The 16,561-nt window shown below is 59.6% G+C and carries 15 protein-coding genes and 1 tRNA gene; 14 read left to right on the top strand and 2 right to left on the bottom strand.

Annotated elements, in window-relative coordinates; genetic code table 11:
* Window positions 1–173: 173 nt before the first annotated feature.
* The 14 genes from GWQ31_RS19345 (at window position 174) to GWQ31_RS19280 (ending at window position 14,715) form a co-directional block, all read left to right on the top strand.
* A tRNA-Thr gene (locus GWQ31_RS19345) sits at window positions 174–249 on the top strand.
* A gap of 271 nt (window positions 250–520) precedes the next feature.
* The gene (locus tag GWQ31_RS19340) at window positions 521–1,786 is read left to right on the top strand and encodes a cytosine deaminase (RefSeq protein ID WP_275910045.1); all 1,266 of its coding nucleotides are present in this window, start codon (window positions 521–523) and stop codon (window positions 1,784–1,786) included.
* An 89-nt stretch (window positions 1,787–1,875) separates the two neighbouring features.
* On the top strand, window positions 1,876–2,253 hold the full coding sequence (crcB, locus tag GWQ31_RS19335) for a fluoride efflux transporter CrcB (RefSeq protein ID WP_275910044.1): 378 nt from the start codon (window positions 1,876–1,878) through the stop codon (window positions 2,251–2,253).
* 65 nt (window positions 2,254–2,318) lie between these two features.
* Window positions 2,319–3,071 (top strand): bifunctional demethylmenaquinone methyltransferase/2-methoxy-6-polyprenyl-1,4-benzoquinol methylase UbiE, encoded by a 753-nt coding sequence (gene ubiE, locus GWQ31_RS19330; protein WP_275910043.1) that lies wholly within the window; start codon window positions 2,319–2,321, stop codon window positions 3,069–3,071.
* An 8-nt stretch (window positions 3,072–3,079) separates the two neighbouring features.
* Entirely contained in the window at window positions 3,080–3,688 is a 609-nt protein-coding gene (locus GWQ31_RS19325) for an SCP2 sterol-binding domain-containing protein (protein ID WP_275910042.1), read from the top strand.
* Complete coding sequence (gene ubiB, locus GWQ31_RS19320; protein WP_275910041.1) at window positions 3,688–5,328, top strand: ubiquinone biosynthesis regulatory protein kinase UbiB; 1,641 nt, start codon at window positions 3,688–3,690, stop codon at window positions 5,326–5,328. The genes GWQ31_RS19325 and ubiB overlap by 1 nt, the downstream gene beginning before the upstream one ends.
* A gap of 113 nt (window positions 5,329–5,441) precedes the next feature.
* Complete coding sequence (tatA, locus tag GWQ31_RS19315; RefSeq protein ID WP_005320705.1) at window positions 5,442–5,687, top strand: Sec-independent protein translocase subunit TatA; 246 nt, start codon at window positions 5,442–5,444, stop codon at window positions 5,685–5,687.
* Between the two features lie 3 nt (window positions 5,688–5,690).
* Window positions 5,691–6,137: a Sec-independent protein translocase protein TatB gene (gene tatB / locus GWQ31_RS19310; RefSeq protein ID WP_275910040.1), complete on the top strand. Its 447-nt coding sequence runs from the start codon at window positions 5,691–5,693 to the stop codon at window positions 6,135–6,137.
* Entirely contained in the window at window positions 6,134–6,889 is a 756-nt protein-coding gene (tatC, locus tag GWQ31_RS19305) for a twin-arginine translocase subunit TatC (protein ID WP_021139509.1), read from the top strand. Before tatB ends, tatC begins: the two co-directional genes overlap by 4 nt.
* 111 nt (window positions 6,890–7,000) lie before the next feature.
* On the top strand, window positions 7,001–7,786 hold the full coding sequence (locus GWQ31_RS19300; RefSeq protein ID WP_275910039.1) for a TatD family hydrolase: 786 nt from the start codon (window positions 7,001–7,003) through the stop codon (window positions 7,784–7,786).
* A gap of 3 nt (window positions 7,787–7,789) precedes the next feature.
* The gene (hemB, locus tag GWQ31_RS19295) at window positions 7,790–8,809 is read left to right on the top strand and encodes a porphobilinogen synthase (protein ID WP_219593171.1); all 1,020 of its coding nucleotides are present in this window, start codon (window positions 7,790–7,792) and stop codon (window positions 8,807–8,809) included.
* Between the two features lie 223 nt (window positions 8,810–9,032).
* On the top strand, window positions 9,033–11,075 hold the full coding sequence (prlC, locus tag GWQ31_RS19290) for an oligopeptidase A (protein ID WP_265462958.1): 2,043 nt from the start codon (window positions 9,033–9,035) through the stop codon (window positions 11,073–11,075).
* A gap of 205 nt (window positions 11,076–11,280) precedes the next feature.
* Window positions 11,281–13,827, top strand: a complete 2,547-nt coding sequence (locus tag GWQ31_RS19285) for an EAL domain-containing protein (RefSeq protein WP_275910038.1) — start codon at window positions 11,281–11,283, stop codon at window positions 13,825–13,827.
* 138 nt (window positions 13,828–13,965) lie between these two features.
* Window positions 13,966–14,715 (top strand): class I SAM-dependent methyltransferase, encoded by a 750-nt coding sequence (locus GWQ31_RS19280; protein WP_275910037.1) that lies wholly within the window; start codon window positions 13,966–13,968, stop codon window positions 14,713–14,715.
* Between the two features lie 69 nt (window positions 14,716–14,784).
* Here the strand turns inward: GWQ31_RS19280 and GWQ31_RS19275 are convergent, their stop codons facing one another.
* Together GWQ31_RS19275 and gppA are read right to left on the bottom strand one after the other, a co-directional pair.
* Window positions 14,785–15,039: a Rho-binding antiterminator gene (locus GWQ31_RS19275; protein ID WP_275910036.1), complete on the bottom strand. Its 255-nt coding sequence runs from the start codon at window positions 15,037–15,039 to the stop codon at window positions 14,785–14,787.
* A 30-nt stretch (window positions 15,040–15,069) separates the two neighbouring features.
* Window positions 15,070–16,560, bottom strand: a complete 1,491-nt coding sequence (gene gppA, locus GWQ31_RS19270) for a guanosine-5'-triphosphate,3'-diphosphate diphosphatase (RefSeq protein ID WP_058406732.1) — start codon at window positions 16,558–16,560, stop codon at window positions 15,070–15,072.
* Between the last annotated feature and the right edge of the window lies 1 nt (window position 16,561).

The raw sequence follows: 16,561 nt of genomic DNA, 5'->3' as shown, positions 1-16,561 counted from the left end.
GAAGTGAAACGCGGTAGCGCCGATGGTAGTGTGGCATTCGCCATGCGAGAGTAGGACACTGCCAGGCTTCAATTAAGCAATCACAGCGATGTGGTTGGTCGTGTGACAACGTAAGGTTGTTGCGGACAAGAGATTTAGATAACGCACTCAGTGCGGTCTTTACCGGTTAGTGTGCTGATATGGCTCAGTTGGTAGAGCGCATCCTTGGTAAGGATGAGGTCCCCAGTTCGACTCTGGGTATCAGCACCATTAAATATTAAAGCCTCCCAATCGGGAGGCTTTTTTGCATCTGCGTTTCTCAGTTTACTGAGATTTTTCTGGCATCCAGATAGAGACGGGTCTGATCCTAGGCCCCTATTTCGGTCAATCCTGCCTTCATTCCGGTCAATTCCCTTTATTGTTGCCGTTTGCCAATAGTGTCAGCTTCATATGTATTCAACGTGAATGCTGTTCTATTAAATTGATCCGAGCTAAGTTGTCGATTGGAAAGGTAATAGGTGTCAGAAAAAGGATGAAAAACATGCTGATAAAGAATGTGTGTCTGACTGACAGGGAGGGGTTGTGGCAAATCCTCTGTCAGGATGGGTTGATCCGGACCATCGAGCCCATGAGCACTCATATTCTGTCTGCCCGGGAGCTGGATGGGGAAGCAGGCCTGGTTATTGCACCTTTTATCGAGCCTCATATTCACCTCGACACTACCCAGACTGCCGGGGAGCCGAGCTGGAATCTGTCCGGTACCCTGTTCGAGGGGATAGAGCGCTGGGCCGAGCGCAAGGCGCTGCTGACCCATGACGATGTGAAGCGGCGGGCCATCCAGACCCTGAAATGGCAGATGGCCAACGGCATCCAGTTTGTCCGCAGCCATGTGGATGTCTCCGATCCCAACTTGGTCGCCCTGAAAGCCATGCTGGAGGTAAAGGAGGAGATGAAGGAGTGGATCGAGCTGCAGATCGTCGCCTTCCCGCAGGAGGGGATCCTCTCTTATCCCAACGGCAAGACCTTGCTGGAAGAGGCGCTCAGGCTGGGAGCCGATGTGATTGGCGCCATACCCCATTTCGAGTTTACCCGGGAATATGGGGTCGAAAGTCTGCATTACATCTTCGATCTTGCCGAGAAGTATCAGGTTCTGGTGGATGTTCATTGTGACGAGATCGATGACGAGCAGTCCCGCTTTATCGAGACCCTGGCGACTCTGGCTTACGAGCGCGGCATGGGCCATAGGGTGACCGCCAGCCATACCACAGCCATGCACTCCTACAACGGGGCCTATGCTTCCCGCCTGTTCCGGCTGCTCAAGATGGCGGACATCAACTTCGTCGCCAATCCGTTGGTGAACATCCACCTGCAGGGACGGTTCGATACCTATCCCAAGCGTCGCGGCATCACCAGAGTGAAGGAGATGCTGGAGGCCAACATCAATGTCTGCTTCGGCCACGATGATGTGTTCGATCCTTGGTATCCCATGGGCACCGCCAACATGCTACAGGTGCTGCACATGGGGCTTCATGTGTGCCAGATCATGGGTTATGAGCAGATCAACGACAGCTTGAAACTGATCAGCCGCCATAGCGCCCGTACCCTGAATGTGCAGGATCGCTACGGCATCGAGGTGGGCAAGCCGGCCAATCTGCTGATCCTGCCCGCCGAGAATGGCTTTGATGCGGTGCGCCGTCAGGTGCCGGTGCGCTACTCCATTCGCCATGGTCGGGTGATTGCCGAGACCAGCCCAGCCCAGACCTCACTCCATCTGGATCGGGTCGAGCCGGTCGATTTTCGCCGCTAAGACGGCACTGCTGTGTCGATTAATTGCCTGTCTGTCCTCTGCTGTGGATATTTTGCATAATGTCGGCCTGATATTACGGAGTCTGCCCCATGCAAACCTGGTTATTTGTTGCAGCCGGTGGTGCCATCGGTGCCTGCCTGCGCTTTGGTATGTCCGAGCTGATGGCGTTATTGCTGGGTCGCCATTTCCCCTACGGCACCCTGGTGGTCAATGTGGTGGGCTCTTTCATCATGGGTATCGCCTTTGCCCTCATCAGTCACGGTCATGTGGTGGAACACCCTATGAAGCCATTGCTGATGGTCGGGATCCTCGGGGCCCTGACTACCTTCTCTTCCTTCGCGCTGGATACAGTCGTGCTGGCGCAGCAGGGGGCCTACCTGAAGGCGGTGCTGAATATGGGTCTCAACCTGTCCCTCTGCCTGGCCATGGTGTTGCTGGGGATGCAGTTGGTCGCCAGCCGGGTTTAAGGTGTCCGCACGCCATTGGCTCTGGTAAACTGGCGACCATTCTTTGCTCTATGGGTGTTTAAGGGATGTCAGAACAGACTACGACAACGCATTTTGGCTTTAAAACCGTGGCCGCGACCGAGAAGGAAACTCTGGTTGCCGGCGTCTTCCATTCGGTGGCAGCCAAGTATGATCTGATGAACGATCTGATGTCGTTCGGCATCCACCGCCTGTGGAAGCGCTTCACCATCGATTGTTCCGGTGTGCGCAAGGGCCAGAAGGTGCTAGATCTGGCCGGTGGTACCGGTGATCTGACCGCCAAGTTCTCCCGCATCGTCGGCGAGACAGGTCAGGTGGTGCTGGCAGATATCAATGACTCCATGCTCAAGGTGGGCCGCGACAAGCTGCGCAACCTGGGGGTGGCGAACAACGTTTCCTACGTGCAAGCCAACGCCGAGGCACTGCCCTTCCCGGACAATCACTTCGATGTCATCACCATCGGCTTCGGCCTTCGCAATGTGACCGACAAGGACAAGGCGCTGGCCTCCATGTACCGTGTGCTCAAGCCGGGTGGCCGCCTGCTGGTGCTGGAGTTTTCCAAGCCGGCCAGCGAGGTGATCGCCAAGCTCTACGATCTCTACTCCTTCAAGTTGTTGCCAAAAATGGGCGAACTTGTCGCGAATGACGGTGAAAGCTACAAGTATCTGGCAGAATCCATCCGCATGCACCCGGACCAGCAGACCCTGAAGGGGATGATGGAAAATGTCGGTTTCGAGCAGGTTGAGTTCTACAACCTGACCCAGGGTGTGGTTGCCCTGCACCGCGGTTACAAGTTTTAAGGTTGCCTATGCCGATGGATGCCATGGTCACTGCCGTGATCGAAACCAGCCTCAATCAGCTGCTGATGTTCGACAAGCAGAGCCCGGAGCGGTTGCGCAAGCTGACGGGCAAGGTGCTCAAGCTGGAATTGCGTGAGCTCAAACCGCTCTGGTTCGTCTTCTCCGATCGCCGGCTCGATGTGCTGGCTCAGCATGAGGGTGAGGCCGATGCCGTGCTCAGCCTGTCGCTGACGGCGCTTGGCCTGCTGAAAGACCCGTCCGCTCTTACCCGTTATATCCGCGAGGAGAAGCTGGATCTGAGCGGCGATCCCCAGCTGGTGCAGGCGTTCAGTGTCTTGCTTGGCGAGCTGGATATCGACTGGGAAGAGGAGCTGTCGCGCTATACCGGCGACGTGCTGGCTCACACCCTGTTCAGCGGTGCCCGTCAGGCGCGCCGCGTGCTGGGGCGCGAGCTGTGCCGCTCCCAGCGTCAGTTGGCCGAATACCTGACCGAAGAGATCCGGCTCGCTCCCGGTCCGCTGGAGGTGGCGAGCTTCAACGATGACGTCGAGGTGCTGGCGCAACAGATGAAAGCAGTCGAGCTACGGCTGGCACGCTTCGAACAGCAGGTAGCCTGATGACCCCGAAGGAGTTCAAGCGCCTCTATCGCATCATCACCATACTGCTGGAGCAGGGCATAGATGAACTGGTGCCTGCCCGCTATCAACCCTGGCCGGGTCGTCTGGCTCGTCGCAGCCTGTTCTGGCTGAAGAAAAAGCAGCCCGATCTTAGCCGGGGTGCCCGCATTCGCCTCGCCTTCGAGGCTCTCGGCCCCATCTTCATCAAGTTCGGTCAGATGCTGTCGACCCGGCGCGATCTTCTGCCGCCGGATATCGCCGAAGAGCTGGCCATGTTGCAGGACAGAGTTCCCCCCTTCTGCGGTCAGGCGGCCCGTCTCAAGATCGAGGAGAGCCTGGGTTGCCCCGTCGAGACGCTGTTCGACGATTTCGACGAGACGCCGCTGGCATCGGCCTCCATCGCCCAGGTCCATACCGGTCGATTGAAGGAGAATGGCCGCGAGATCGTCATCAAGGTGATCCGCCCGGATATAGAGCCGGTCATCGAGGCCGACCTGCGTCTGATGCAGACCCTGGCCCGTCTGGTGGCCCGTTTCGTACCTCAGAGCGCGCGCCTGCGCCCCATCGAGGTGGTGGAAGAGTATCGCAAGACCATACTCGACGAATTGAACCTGATGCGAGAAGCGGCCAATGCCATCCAGCTGCGCCGCAACTTCACCGGTTCCGATGCGCTCTACGTGCCCGAGGTGTTCACCGAACACTGCCGTGAGCATGTGCTGGTGATGGAGCGCATCTACGGCATTCCTGTCTCCGACATTCCGGCATTGGAAGCCAACGGCACCAACATGAAGCTGTTGGCCGAGCGGGGTGTGGAAGTCTTCTTCACCCAGGTGTTCCGTGACAGTTTCTTCCACGCCGACATGCACCCGGGCAACATCTTCGTCTCCTATGAGCATCCCGACAATCCGCTCTGGATCGGCATAGACTGCGGCATAGTCGGCACCCTGAATCGGGAAGACAAGCGCTATCTGGCCGAGAACTTCCTCGCCTTCTTCAACCGCGACTATCAAAGGGTGGCGGAGCTGCATGTGGAGTCTGGCTGGGTACCACCCGATACCAAGGTGGATGAATTCGAATTTGCCATTCGCACCGTGCTGGAACCCATCTTCGAGAAACCGCTGTCCGAGATTTCGTTCGGCCACGTGCTGCTCAACCTGTTCAATACAGCCCGTCGCTTCAACATGGCGGTGCAGCCGCAACTGGTGCTGCTGCAAAAGACCCTGCTTTATGTGGAAGGGTTGGGTCGTCAACTCTATCCCCAGCTGGACCTGTGGCAGACCGCCAAGCCTTATCTGGAAAACTGGATGCAGGAGCAGGTCGGGCCGAAAGCGGTGTGGAATGCCATCAAGGAGAAGGCGCCGTTCTGGGCGGAGAAGCTGCCGGAGTTGCCCGAGCTTGTCTACGAGACACTGCGCCAGACCCGTCATCAGCAGCGCCACTTCGACCAGATGTTTGCCGATTTTCGCCGTCATAGCCGGCGGCAGGGGCAGGCACGCTACCTCTTAGGGGTTGGAGCCAGCCTGCTGTTGGTGGGTGTATTCTTGCTGACTCAAAAACACCACATTGAATGGGGACAAATCAGCCTGGCTGGTGCCGGATTATGCTGGCTGCTTGGGTGGTTCAAGGCCCGTTCACACTAATTGCCTGCTTGCACACCTCAAGTGCCAGTTTGGAAAAGATTGCGTGCTGGTATCAGTATCGTGCTCGTCAATAACACTCTCGCGCTCCTTGGCGCCAATTTTGGAGAAATATCATGGGTGGTATCAGTATTTGGCAGTTGTTGATCATCGCGGCCATCGTAGTCTTGCTGTTCGGCACCAAGAAATTGCGCGGGATCGGTGGTGATCTGGGCGCGGCCGTCAAAGGCTTCAAGAAAGCCATGTCTGACGAACCCGAGGCCAAGCCGGCCGAGAAGGATGCAGATTTCGATCCGAAACAGCTGAACGATGCGGCCACCAGAGCCGAGGCCGCCAAGCAGAAAGACAAAGATCAGGCTTAAGCCATGTTCGATATCGGTTTCTGGGAGCTGGTTGTTATCGGCATCGTCGCCCTGGTGGTGCTCGGTCCCGAGCGGCTGCCCGTGGCGATCCGTACCGCCAGCCACTGGATCAGACTGATCCGCAGCACTGCCAACTCGGTCAAGTCCGAGCTGGAGCAGGAGCTGAGGTTGCAAGAGCTGCACAACGACCTGAAGAAGGCCGAACAGTTGCAGATGAGCAACCTGAGCCCCGAGTTGCAGGAGTCTATCGAGCAGTTGAAGGCGGCGGCACAATCGGTGACCCGTCCCTATGAACAGCAAAATACCATCCATCCTGCCCCGGCTGCTGCCGAGGTGAAGGCTGAACCTGCACAACCAGCCGCGGCCATGACTCATGATGAGGCACCCATGGTGACAACCGTTCAGAGCACGGATGCCCTTGCCGACAAAAAAGAGGAGGTGAAGCCATGAGTCAGGCCGAACAACCTCTGATCAGTCATCTGATCGAACTGAGAACCCGGTTGCTGCATGCTATCTCGGCCATCCTGCTGGTGTTTGTCTGTCTGGTTTACTTTTCCAACAATATCTACGACTTCGTAGCCCAGCCGCTGCTCAGCCAGTTGCCGGCCGGCACCAGCATGATAGCGACGGATGTGGCAACCCCCTTCCTGACCCCCATCAAGCTGACGATAGTGGTCTCCTTCTTCCTGGCCATACCTTATCTGCTGTATCAGGCCTGGGCCTTCATCGCCCCCGGTCTGTACAAGCATGAACGGCGTCTCATCATGCCGTTGGTCTTCTCCAGTGCGGCACTGTTCTACGCCGGCATGGCGTTTGCGTATTACGTGGTGTTCCCGCTGGTGTTCGGCTTCTTCACCAGTACGGCGCCCGCCGGCGTGACCATCGCCACCGACATCGCCAGTTATCTGGACTTCGTGCTGACCCTGTTCTTCGCGTTCGGGGTGGCGTTCGAGATACCTGTGGCCACCATACTGCTCTGCTGGACCGGGGTGACCAACCCCCAAAGCCTGCGGGAGAAGCGCCCTTACGTTATCGTCGGGGTATTCGTGGTCGGCATGTTGCTGACGCCACCCGATGTCTTCTCCCAGACCCTGCTCGCCATTCCCATGTGGGCTTTGTGGGAGATAGGTCTGTTCTTCGCCCGTTTCTATGTGAAGAAAGAGGATGAGGAGCAACAGGAACAAACGGAAGAGGGGAGCTGAGGCTCCCTTCCTCTTTTCATGCCCACGTTCGAGGCGTATGGTGATGCCCCATCGAGTAGATGGTTTTCAAATACCTGATATGTCTTCCTTTTGTTTGGAACGTCTCATCCCATGATCGACATTGGTCTCAACCTCACCAGCAGCCAGTTTGCCGGTGAACAGCCTGAACTGGTGGCACGCGCCCGTGCCGCCGGGGTCGAGGCACTGATCCTGACCGGTACCGATCTGGCCGGTAGCCGCGAAAGCGCTGACTTGGCTGCGCTGTGGCCGGGTTACTGTTTCTCCACCGCCGGGGTTCATCCTCACGATGCCAAAAGCGTCGATGATGCGACCCTGCCCGCCTTGCGCGAGCTGGCTACGCTGCCGCAGGTGGTGGCCATCGGCGAGTGCGGCCTCGACTACAACCGCGATTTCTCCCCCCGTCCGGTACAGGATGCGGTATTCGACGCCCAGCTGGCGCTGGCGGCCGAACTGGCGATGCCGGTGTTTCTCCATTGCCGCGATGCGCACGCCCGTTTTGTCGAGATCCTGCGTCCCTGGCTACCCAGATTGCCGGGGGCCGTGCTGCACTGCTTCACCGGTTCCGACGAGGAGCTGGACGAATGTCTGGCGCTGGGACTGCATATCGGGGTGACTGGCTGGCTCTGCGACGAGCGCCGTGGTCAGCTGCTGCGCGAGCAGGTGGCTCGCATTCCGGCCGGTCGGCTGATGATAGAGACAGATGCCCCCTATCTGGTACCGCGGGATTTGAAACCCAGACCCAAACGCAACGAACCCGCTTTTTTGCCGCATATCGCCAAGGTGGTGGCGGCCTACCGTGGTGAAGCGCCCGAGGCCTTGCTGGCCCATACCCGGGCCACCTCCGCCGCGTTCTTCCAACTTCCTCTTCAGGAGTGATTCATGGCTACAACTCTTCCGGGCGCCTTTCCGGGTCGCCGCCTGCGCCGGGTGCGCAAACATGATTTCAGCCGTCGTCTGGTGCGCGAGAACGTACTGACCGCCAACGATCTCATCTATCCTGTGTTCGTGCTGGAGGGGGAGAACCGTCGTGAGGCCGTCACCTCCATGCCGGGGGTGGATCGTCTCTCCATCGACCTGCTGCTGGCGGAAGCCGAAGAGCTGGTCGCCCTCGGCGTGCCCGCCATTGCGCTCTTCCCGGTGACCCCGCTGGAGAGCAAGAGCCTGCTGGCGGAAGAGGCTTACAGCCCGGACGGTCTGGCCCAGCGGGCGACCCGCGCCCTCAAGGCTCGTTTCCCCGAGCTGGGTGTCATTACGGATGTGGCGCTTGACCCCTTCACCACCCATGGTCAGGACGGCATCATAGATGATGAAGGCTATGTGCTGAACGACATCACCACGGAAATCCTGGTGAAGCAGGCGCTCTCCCACGCCGCCGCCGGGGCCGATATCGTTGCGCCGTCCGACATGATGGATGGCCGCATCGGCGCGATTCGCGCCGCACTGGAAGAGAACGGCTTCATCAACGTCCAGATCATGGCCTACTCCGCCAAGTATGCCTCCTGCTACTACGGCCCGTTCCGTGATGCTGTGGGCTCTGCCGGCAACCTCGGCAAGAGCAACAAGGCCACCTATCAGATGGATCCGGCCAACAGCAACGAAGCCCTGCACGAAGTGGCGCTGGATATTCAGGAAGGGGCTGACAGCGTCATGGTCAAGCCGGGCATGCCCTACTTGGACGTGATCCGTCAGGTGAAGGATCAGTTCGGCGTGCCGACTTTTGCTTATCAGGTGAGCGGCGAGTACGCCATGCACATGGCGGCGATCCAGAACGGCTGGCTGAAGGAGAAGGAGAGCATCATGGAGTCCCTGCTCTGCTTCAAGCGAGCCGGTGCCGATGGCATTCTCACCTACTTCGCCAAACGGGTTGCCCAGTGGCTGCAGGAAGACGCCAGACGCTGATGTCCGCCGTCTCATTTCCCTCACAATGCCGGCCCCTGGGTCGGCATTGTCGTCTCTGATAGCTGGATCGCTGCTTTAATGAGCATGTTTTCGCGGAAAGTGGGCAACTGACCCGGTTCACGGCGGCAAAGGCTTGATTAATGAGGTTCCTGCCTACATCTTAGGTAGTCCAAGCAGGCTTCTGGACGGCAGGGGCTGTAAGAGAATTTAGAGGTACCGCAGGATGAACAACCCTTTGCTGACAATGGACTCGCTGCCCCCCTTCAGCCAGATCCAGCCCGAACAGGTGCAAGCTGCCGTGACGCAGGCCATCGCCGATTGTAAACAGAAGATCAGCGATGTGCTGGCCCAGCGCGATTCCCATACCTGGGACAGCCTGATTGCCCCGCTGGAAGAGGTGAATGACCGCCTGGCACGAGTCTGGTCGCCGGTCAGCCATCTCAACTCCGTCCTCAACAGCGAAGCGCTGCGCGCGGCCCACGACGCCTGCCTGCCGCTGCTGTCCGAATTCCAGACCTATGTCGGTCAACATGAAGGCCTCTATCAGGCTTATCTGGGCCTCTTTGAGAGCGATGATTTCCCTCGCCTCGATGGTGCCCAGCGCAAGGAGATCCAGAATACCCTGCGCGATTTTCGTCTGTCCGGTATCGGTCTGCCCGCCGAGGCGCAGCAGCGCTACGGTGAAATCCATGCCCGCCTCTCCGAGCTCGCCTCCCGCTTCAGCAACAATGTGCTGGATGCGACCCAGGGCTGGACCAAGCTGGTGAGTGACGAGGCCGAACTGGCCGGTCTGCCACAAAGCGTACTGGCTGCCGCCCGTCAGCTGGCGGAGCAGAAGGGTCAGCAGGGCTGGTTGTTCACCCTGGATATCCCCTCCTATCTGCCGGTAATGATGTATGCAGACAACCGCGAGCTGCGTGCCGAGCTGTACGAGGCGTTCACGACTCGCGCCTCGGATCAGGGCCCGAACGCCGGCAAATGGGATAACTCCGCCATCATGACAGAGCTGCTCACCTTGCGTCGCGAGCTGGCCCAGCTGCTGGGCTTTGGCAGCTATGCCGAGCTCTCCCTGGCGACCAAGATGGCGGAAAAGACCGAACAGGTAGTGGGTTTCCTCACTGATCTCGCAGCCAAATCCCTGCCGCAAGGCAAGGCCGAGCTGGAAGAGATCCGCACCTTTGCCGCCGAACATCACGGTCAGCGCGAGCTGGCGGCCTGGGATCTTCCCTATTACGCCGAGAAGCTCAAGCAGCACAAGTTCTCCATCTCCGACGAGCAACTGCGCCCCTACTTCCCTGCCAACAAGGTAGTGAAAGGGCTGTTCGAGGTGGTGAAGCGGGTATTCGGCATCAAGGTGCGCGAGCGTCTCGGCATCGACACCTGGCATCCGGACGTGCGTTTCTATGACATCTTCGATGCCGAGGATGAGCTGCGCGGCAGCTTCTACCTCGACCTCTATGCCCGTGAGCACAAGCAGGGCGGCGCCTGGATGGATGTCTGCCTGGGTCGTCGCTATCGTCAGGATGGATCCTTGCAAAAGCCGGTGGCCTACCTGACCTGCAACTTCAACGGCCCTGTGGATGGCAAACCGGCCCTGTTTACCCACGACGAGGTGGTCACCCTGTTCCACGAGTTTGGCCACGGCATTCACCACATGCTGACCCAGATCGACGTGGCCGGTGTCGCCGGCATCAACGGCGTGGCCTGGGATGCGGTGGAACTGCCGAGTCAATTCCTGGAGAACTGGTGCTGGGAATCCGAAGCGCTGGCCTTTATCTCCGGCCACCATGAGACCGGTGAGCCATTGCCTGCCGATCTGCTGGAGAAGATGCTGACTGCCCGCAACTTCCAGGCCGCCATGCAGATGTTGCGTCAGCTGGAATTCGCCTTGTTCGACTTCCGTCTGCACCAGGAGTTTGACCCGGCCAACCCGGATCAGATCCCGACCCTGCTGGCCGAGGTGCGCAGCCAGGTAGCCGTGATGACGCCGCCTGCGTTCAACCGTTTCCAGCACAGCTTCTCCCACATTTTTGCGGGCGGCTATGCGGCGGGTTACTACAGCTATAAATGGGCCGAAGTGTTGTCGGCAGATGCCTTCTCCCGCTTCGAGGAGGAGGGGATCTTCAATCCGGCCACAGGCCAATCCTTCCTGAAGAACATCCTGGAGAAGGGCGGTTCCAAGGAGCCGATGGAGCTGTTCCGAGCCTTCCGTGGCCGCGAGCCCCAAGTGGATGCTCTGCTGCGCCATAGCGGGATTGCCGCGTGAGACTCAGTGCCCCAGGCGGCCTTGAGCTTCAAGCAGGTACACTTTTGCGGCATAGTGCGATCTCCGCGTGATTTTTGAGATAAAAAGGGACCTTTTGGTCCCTTTTCTCAAGGCTTTTTAATATCTTGCGGAGTGCATGTTTGCACTGTCCCCGCCTCTTGAGTAGAGTCGGGTTCTACCTTCCAGGGAGAGAAAGAACCTTGCCATGAGGCGAGCACTCGAGTCTGTCTATCAAATCATCTCAAATCTGTCTCATTCGAGTGGTCAGGGATATTTCGATACCTTTGTGAGTGAAATCGCAGCAGCGATCGGGGCCGACTTCGTCCTGATTTCAGGTAGGGATCAAGCGGGGCTGTTTTTCAAGGTCCACGCCGCCCATCCGGCATCTCTCGACACCACAAGCTTCACTTTTCCGGTCAGCGCCACCCCGGGGGAAATCACCCTGCAAGAGGGGGAAGCCTGGTTCAGCGACCGCGTCCAGCAGTTGTTCCCCCATGCTTCTGTGTTGCAGGCCTGGCACATCCAGGCCTATGCGGGGATCGCCCTCAAGAATGCCCAGGGCGAGACCATCGGCATCTGCAGCGTGCTGTTCAAACGGCCGCTCGCCAACATGGACAAGGTGATGGGGCTGTTGCGACTGCTGGCTCCACTGGCGGGCCGTGAGCTGGCGCTGATGTTTCAGCAGCAGCCGGTGCAGAGCCAGCCCGAGTATCACCACTTCCTGCACACCATGATGTCCCACGCCCCTGTGGGGATCGGCAAGCTGGATCTGGATGGCAAGATCCTCTGGACCAACCCGGCCATCGAAAAGATGCTGGGCTACAGCCAGAGCGAGCTGCTGCACCGTACCGCCGCCGAGCTCAACCACCCAGAAGACTGGCTGCGCAGCGTCTCCTGCTATGCGGAGCTCAAGCGTGGCGAGCGCACAGCCTTCACTCAGGAGAAGCGTTACCTGCATCGAGATGGCCAGGTGCTGTGGGGCCGGGTGACCGTCACTCTGGTGCGGGATGAACATTTGCAGCCCGACTACCTGATGGTTGTGCTGGAAAATATCGATCCCCTCAAGCGCCATGCCGAGCAGCTCAAGCTCTCCCACCGGGTCTATGACAACCTCTCCGAAGCCATTCTGGTGTGTGATGCCGACAGTCGCATCATCTCGGTCAATCCGGCGTTCGAGCAGATCACCGGTTACAGCGGGGAGGAGGTGTGCGGCCAGCGTCCCAGCATGCTCAAATCCGGGCTGCACGATCAGGCCTTCTATGCCGACATGTACCATGCGCTGGAGCGGGTGGGCGTCTGGCGGGGGGAGGTGTGGAACAAGCGCAAGAATGGCAAGCTCTACCCCCAGCAGTTGATGATCAGCACCTTGCGGGAAGGGGGCAAGATCAGCCAGTACATAGGCATTTTCAGCGATCTCTCCCAGACCAAGCTGGCGGAACAGAAGATTGCCGCCCAGGCCAACTACGACAACCTCACCGGCCTGCCCAACCGCTGGCTGTTTGGTCGCTGCCTCAGCCGCTTCTGCGAGCGGGGCGAGCGCTTCGCGCTGATGGTGATCGACCTCAACAACTTCAAGGCGGTCAACAACAGCATGGATCACCACGCTGGTGATGCCCTGCTGCGCGAGGTATCGGATCGGCTGGTGAGCCGGGTGCGCACCGAAGATCTGGTGGCCCGTATCGGCGGCGACGAGTTCGCGTTTCTGGTGCCCGGCATCGTCAACCGCCGTCAGGCCGAGGTGTTTGCCAAACAGGTGATCGGCGGCTTTGCCCGCCCCTTCATGCTGGCCAACCAGCACCTCTATGTGACGGCCACCATAGGCATCACCCTCTGCCCGGGGGATGGTGTCGAGAGCGACGAGCTGCTGCGCAACGCGGAGCAGGCGTTGTTTGCCGCCAAGCGCCAGGGGCGGATGCTGGGCAGCTACTGCGCCTCCATGCGGGAAGAGGTGCGCCAGCGCCACCAGATGCAGCAGGATCTGGCGGAGGCCATCAAGCTCGAGCAGCTGACCATGGCCTATCAGCCCATCTGGGACAACCGCAGCGGCCGGGTGGCCAAGCTGGAGGCACTGGTGCGCTGGTATCACCCGCACTGGGGTCAGGTCTCACCGGCGGACTTTATTCCACTGGCGGAAGAAGCGGGGCTCATTCAGGGATTGGGTGCGCTGGTGCTGTGGCAGTCATGCCGGGATCTGGCGCGCTTGCAGCAGTCCGGCTTTCCGAACCTGCAGATGTCGATCAACCGCTCCACCCTGGAGTTCCAGACCATAGATCCGGAAGCGAGTGAGTGGCTCAAGGTGATTCACCACTTCGGACTCGACCCTTGCGACATCGTCATCGAGATCACCGAATCTCTGCTGATGGAGACCAGCGATCAGCACAGGGTGCGGATCGATGCCCTGCGCGAGGCGGGCTGCAAGCTGGCCATCGACGACTTCGGCACCGGCTATTCTGCCCTCAACTACCTGCGTAACTTCCCTGTGGATCTGGTCAAGATTGACAGGGCCTTCGTGCGTCATATCCCGTTCAACGAACAGGACAGGCTGCTGCTCGACGGCATCATCAACATAGTGCACAACCTCGGTATGCAGGTGGTGATCGAGGGGGTGGAGACCCGCGAGCAGCTCAACTTCCTCTGCCAGAAGGGGTGTGCCTTCACTCAGGGTTTCCTGCTCAGCCGCCCGCTGGCCTATGACGATCTGGTCGAATATCTGCAACTCAACGACAAGAGCATGTTCCTGCAGATCAGCTAGCCGATACCAGCTCTAGCGCTAACGTCAGCCTGTAGCGTGTTCTCGCCATGCCATTATGCCCCGATACGACACACCCTACAGCCGCATAAAGGGGCTGTGATACACTCCGCTCATTGAATTTAGAACGCAGCCAAGACCATGCAAATCCTCCTCGAAGACCCCACCAAGGCCGCGCAGGCACACGCGCTGGCCAGCCAGCTGAACCAGACCGACTACCCCCAGTTTGCGCTGGTGTTTACGCCTGAGCGGCTGGAGCTGCGCAAGTTGGACGAACCCAAGCTGGGTGCCGTTTATGTGGACTTCGTGGAAGGGGCGGTGGCCCATCGCCGCAAGTTTGGCGGCGGGCGCGGTCAATCCATTGCCAAGGCGGTCGGGCTCAAGGCCGGTGCAATGCCTACCGTGGTGGATGCCACCGCCGGGCTCGGCCGAGACGCCTTCGTGCTGGCCTCCCTCGGCTGCAAGGTGACCCTGATTGAGCGCAGCCCTGTGGTGGCGGCCCTGTTGCAGGATGGATTGATGCGGGCGGCACAGGATCCCGAGATAGGTCCCTGGGTCAGCGAGCGGATGCGCCTGCTGCAAGGGCCGGCGGTGGACAACCTGCTGGCGTTGCCGGAGCGGCCCGATGTCATCTACCTCGATCCCATGTTCCCTCACAAGCAAAAGTCGGCGCTGGTGAAGAAAGAGATGCGGGTGTTCCAGTCGCTGGTGGGGCCGGATCTCGATGCGGATGCCCTGCTGCCGGCCGCGCTGCGGATGGCGGACAAGCGGGTGGTGGTGAAGCGCCCCGACTACGCAGGCTGGCTCAACGAGCACAAGCCCAGCATGGCCATCGAGACCAAGAGCAACCGCTTCGATGTCTACGTGATGGCAGCGCTGGCGGCGGGTTAACTGCCAGTGTGAGCCGCTGATTAAAAAAGAGGGCCAACCCAAGGTTGGCCCTCTTTTTTCGTACCGGATTCAGTTGGTTGGGGCGAAGCGGATCAGCTTCTCTTCCCCTTGCCAGCTCAGGCGCAGGGTCGCCAGATCCCCCAGGCTGAGTCGCTCGCCACTGTGCAGCAGCAGATACTCGATACCCTCGCTGGCTTCGATGGTGCGGATCTTGTCATCCCACTGGTGGCCATCGCGGCTGGCGAGAGTCACCGGCAATTGCCAGCTGGCGGCAATTTCAAGCCAGTCGTAGAGATCGCAGCTGATGGGTTGGTAATCCGGCATGATCGGCTCCCAAACGAGCAAGTTTCTGGGTCAGGCTTCCAGCAAGCGGGTGGGCCAGCCCATCTTCTGTTGGCGTTCCACTTCGAGACGCAATTCGCTGGCGCGGAGGTAGTGCTCGTCCATCCACCCCTTGGGCAAGGTCAGGGTCAACGCCTCTTCCTCGGCCTGCAGGGTGAAGTTGGGTACTGTGCCCTGGGTACGACGCATGCAGAGGATCAGCGAGATGCGCAGGATGCGGGCCAACCGGATCGCCTGACGACCCGTGACGGCACCCTGTTTTTCCAGGGTTTCCAGCTTGAATTCATCCCGCTGGTTGAACAGCAGGGCCGACAACAACTTCTTCTGTGCAGGAGTAAAACCCGGCATGTCGATGTTGTCTATGATGTAGGCCGCGTGTTGCGGGGCCTTCTTGTACTCGATACAGAGGCCAATCTCGTGCAGCAGAGCCGCATAACGCAGGATAGGCCGACCGTAACGTTTGGAGAGGCGCCAGGCCGGTTGCAGCTGATTGAACGCCTCTATGGCGGTGTCACGCACCCGCTCGGCGTGCTCTTTATCCAGCTGATAGCGGCTGATGAGGCTGTCGGCGGTACGATCCCGGGCATCGCAGTCGTGATTGTTGCCAAGCAGACCGTAGATAAGCCCTTCGCGCAAGGCACCACCCGCCAGGGTCATGCTCTCTATGTTCAGGGTTTCGAAGATGGCGATCAGGATGGCGAGACCGGAGGGGAACACGGTCAGCCGCTCGGCCGCCAGTCCTTCCAGCTGCAGCCGGTCCAGCCTGCCGCAGGCGATGGCCTGACCCATCAGCTCCTGCAACTTGGGCAGGGTGACCCGCTCGCTCTTCCCTTGCGCCAGCATGATCTCCTGCAGCGCCTGTACAGTACCGGAGGCGCCAACGCAGGTGCGCCAGCCAAGGACGCAGTAATCTTCCGCCACCTTCTCCAGCACCGCCTTGGCGGCGGCAATCGCCTGCGCAAAGCGGGCTTCACTCAGCTCGCCATCACCGAAATGGTTGTTGAGCCAGGTGACGCAGCCCATGTGCAGGCTGTTGAGCAGTTTCGCTTCGCTGTGCTCACCAATCACCAGCTCTGTGCTGGCGCCGCCGATGTCGATCACCAGACGGTTGCCTTCCCCGGCCGAGGTCCAGGAGACACCTTCGTAGATGGTCTTGGCCTCTTCCTCGCCAGAGATAATCTCTATGCTGTGGTTGAGTACCCGTTCCGCTTCGCTGAGGAACTCGTCGACGTTGGTGGCAAGGCGCAGTGTGGCCGTGCCCACCACCCGTATATTGTCGGCCGGAATGTCCTGCAGCTGCTCGGAGAACAGACGCAGGCAGTCCCAGCCCCGCTCCATGGCGGCACGGCTGAGACGAAATTCCGGATCGAGCCCGGCGGCGAGGCGAACCTTGCGCTTGACCTTGGTGACGGTGCGCAGGGCACCGGCGACCTCGCGCACCACCAGCATGTGAAAGCTGTTGGAGCCGAGGTCAATGGCGGCATAGAGAGGCGAGTTGTGCAAC

Origin of the sequence: Aeromonas sp. 2MA4 (genome assembly GCF_029237305.1) — a bacterium.
Taxonomy (GTDB): Bacteria; Pseudomonadota; Gammaproteobacteria; order Enterobacterales; family Aeromonadaceae; genus Aeromonas; species Aeromonas salmonicida.
The sequence above is the reverse complement of the archived record's forward strand: the minus strand, read 5'-3'. Positions and strand labels throughout refer to the sequence as shown.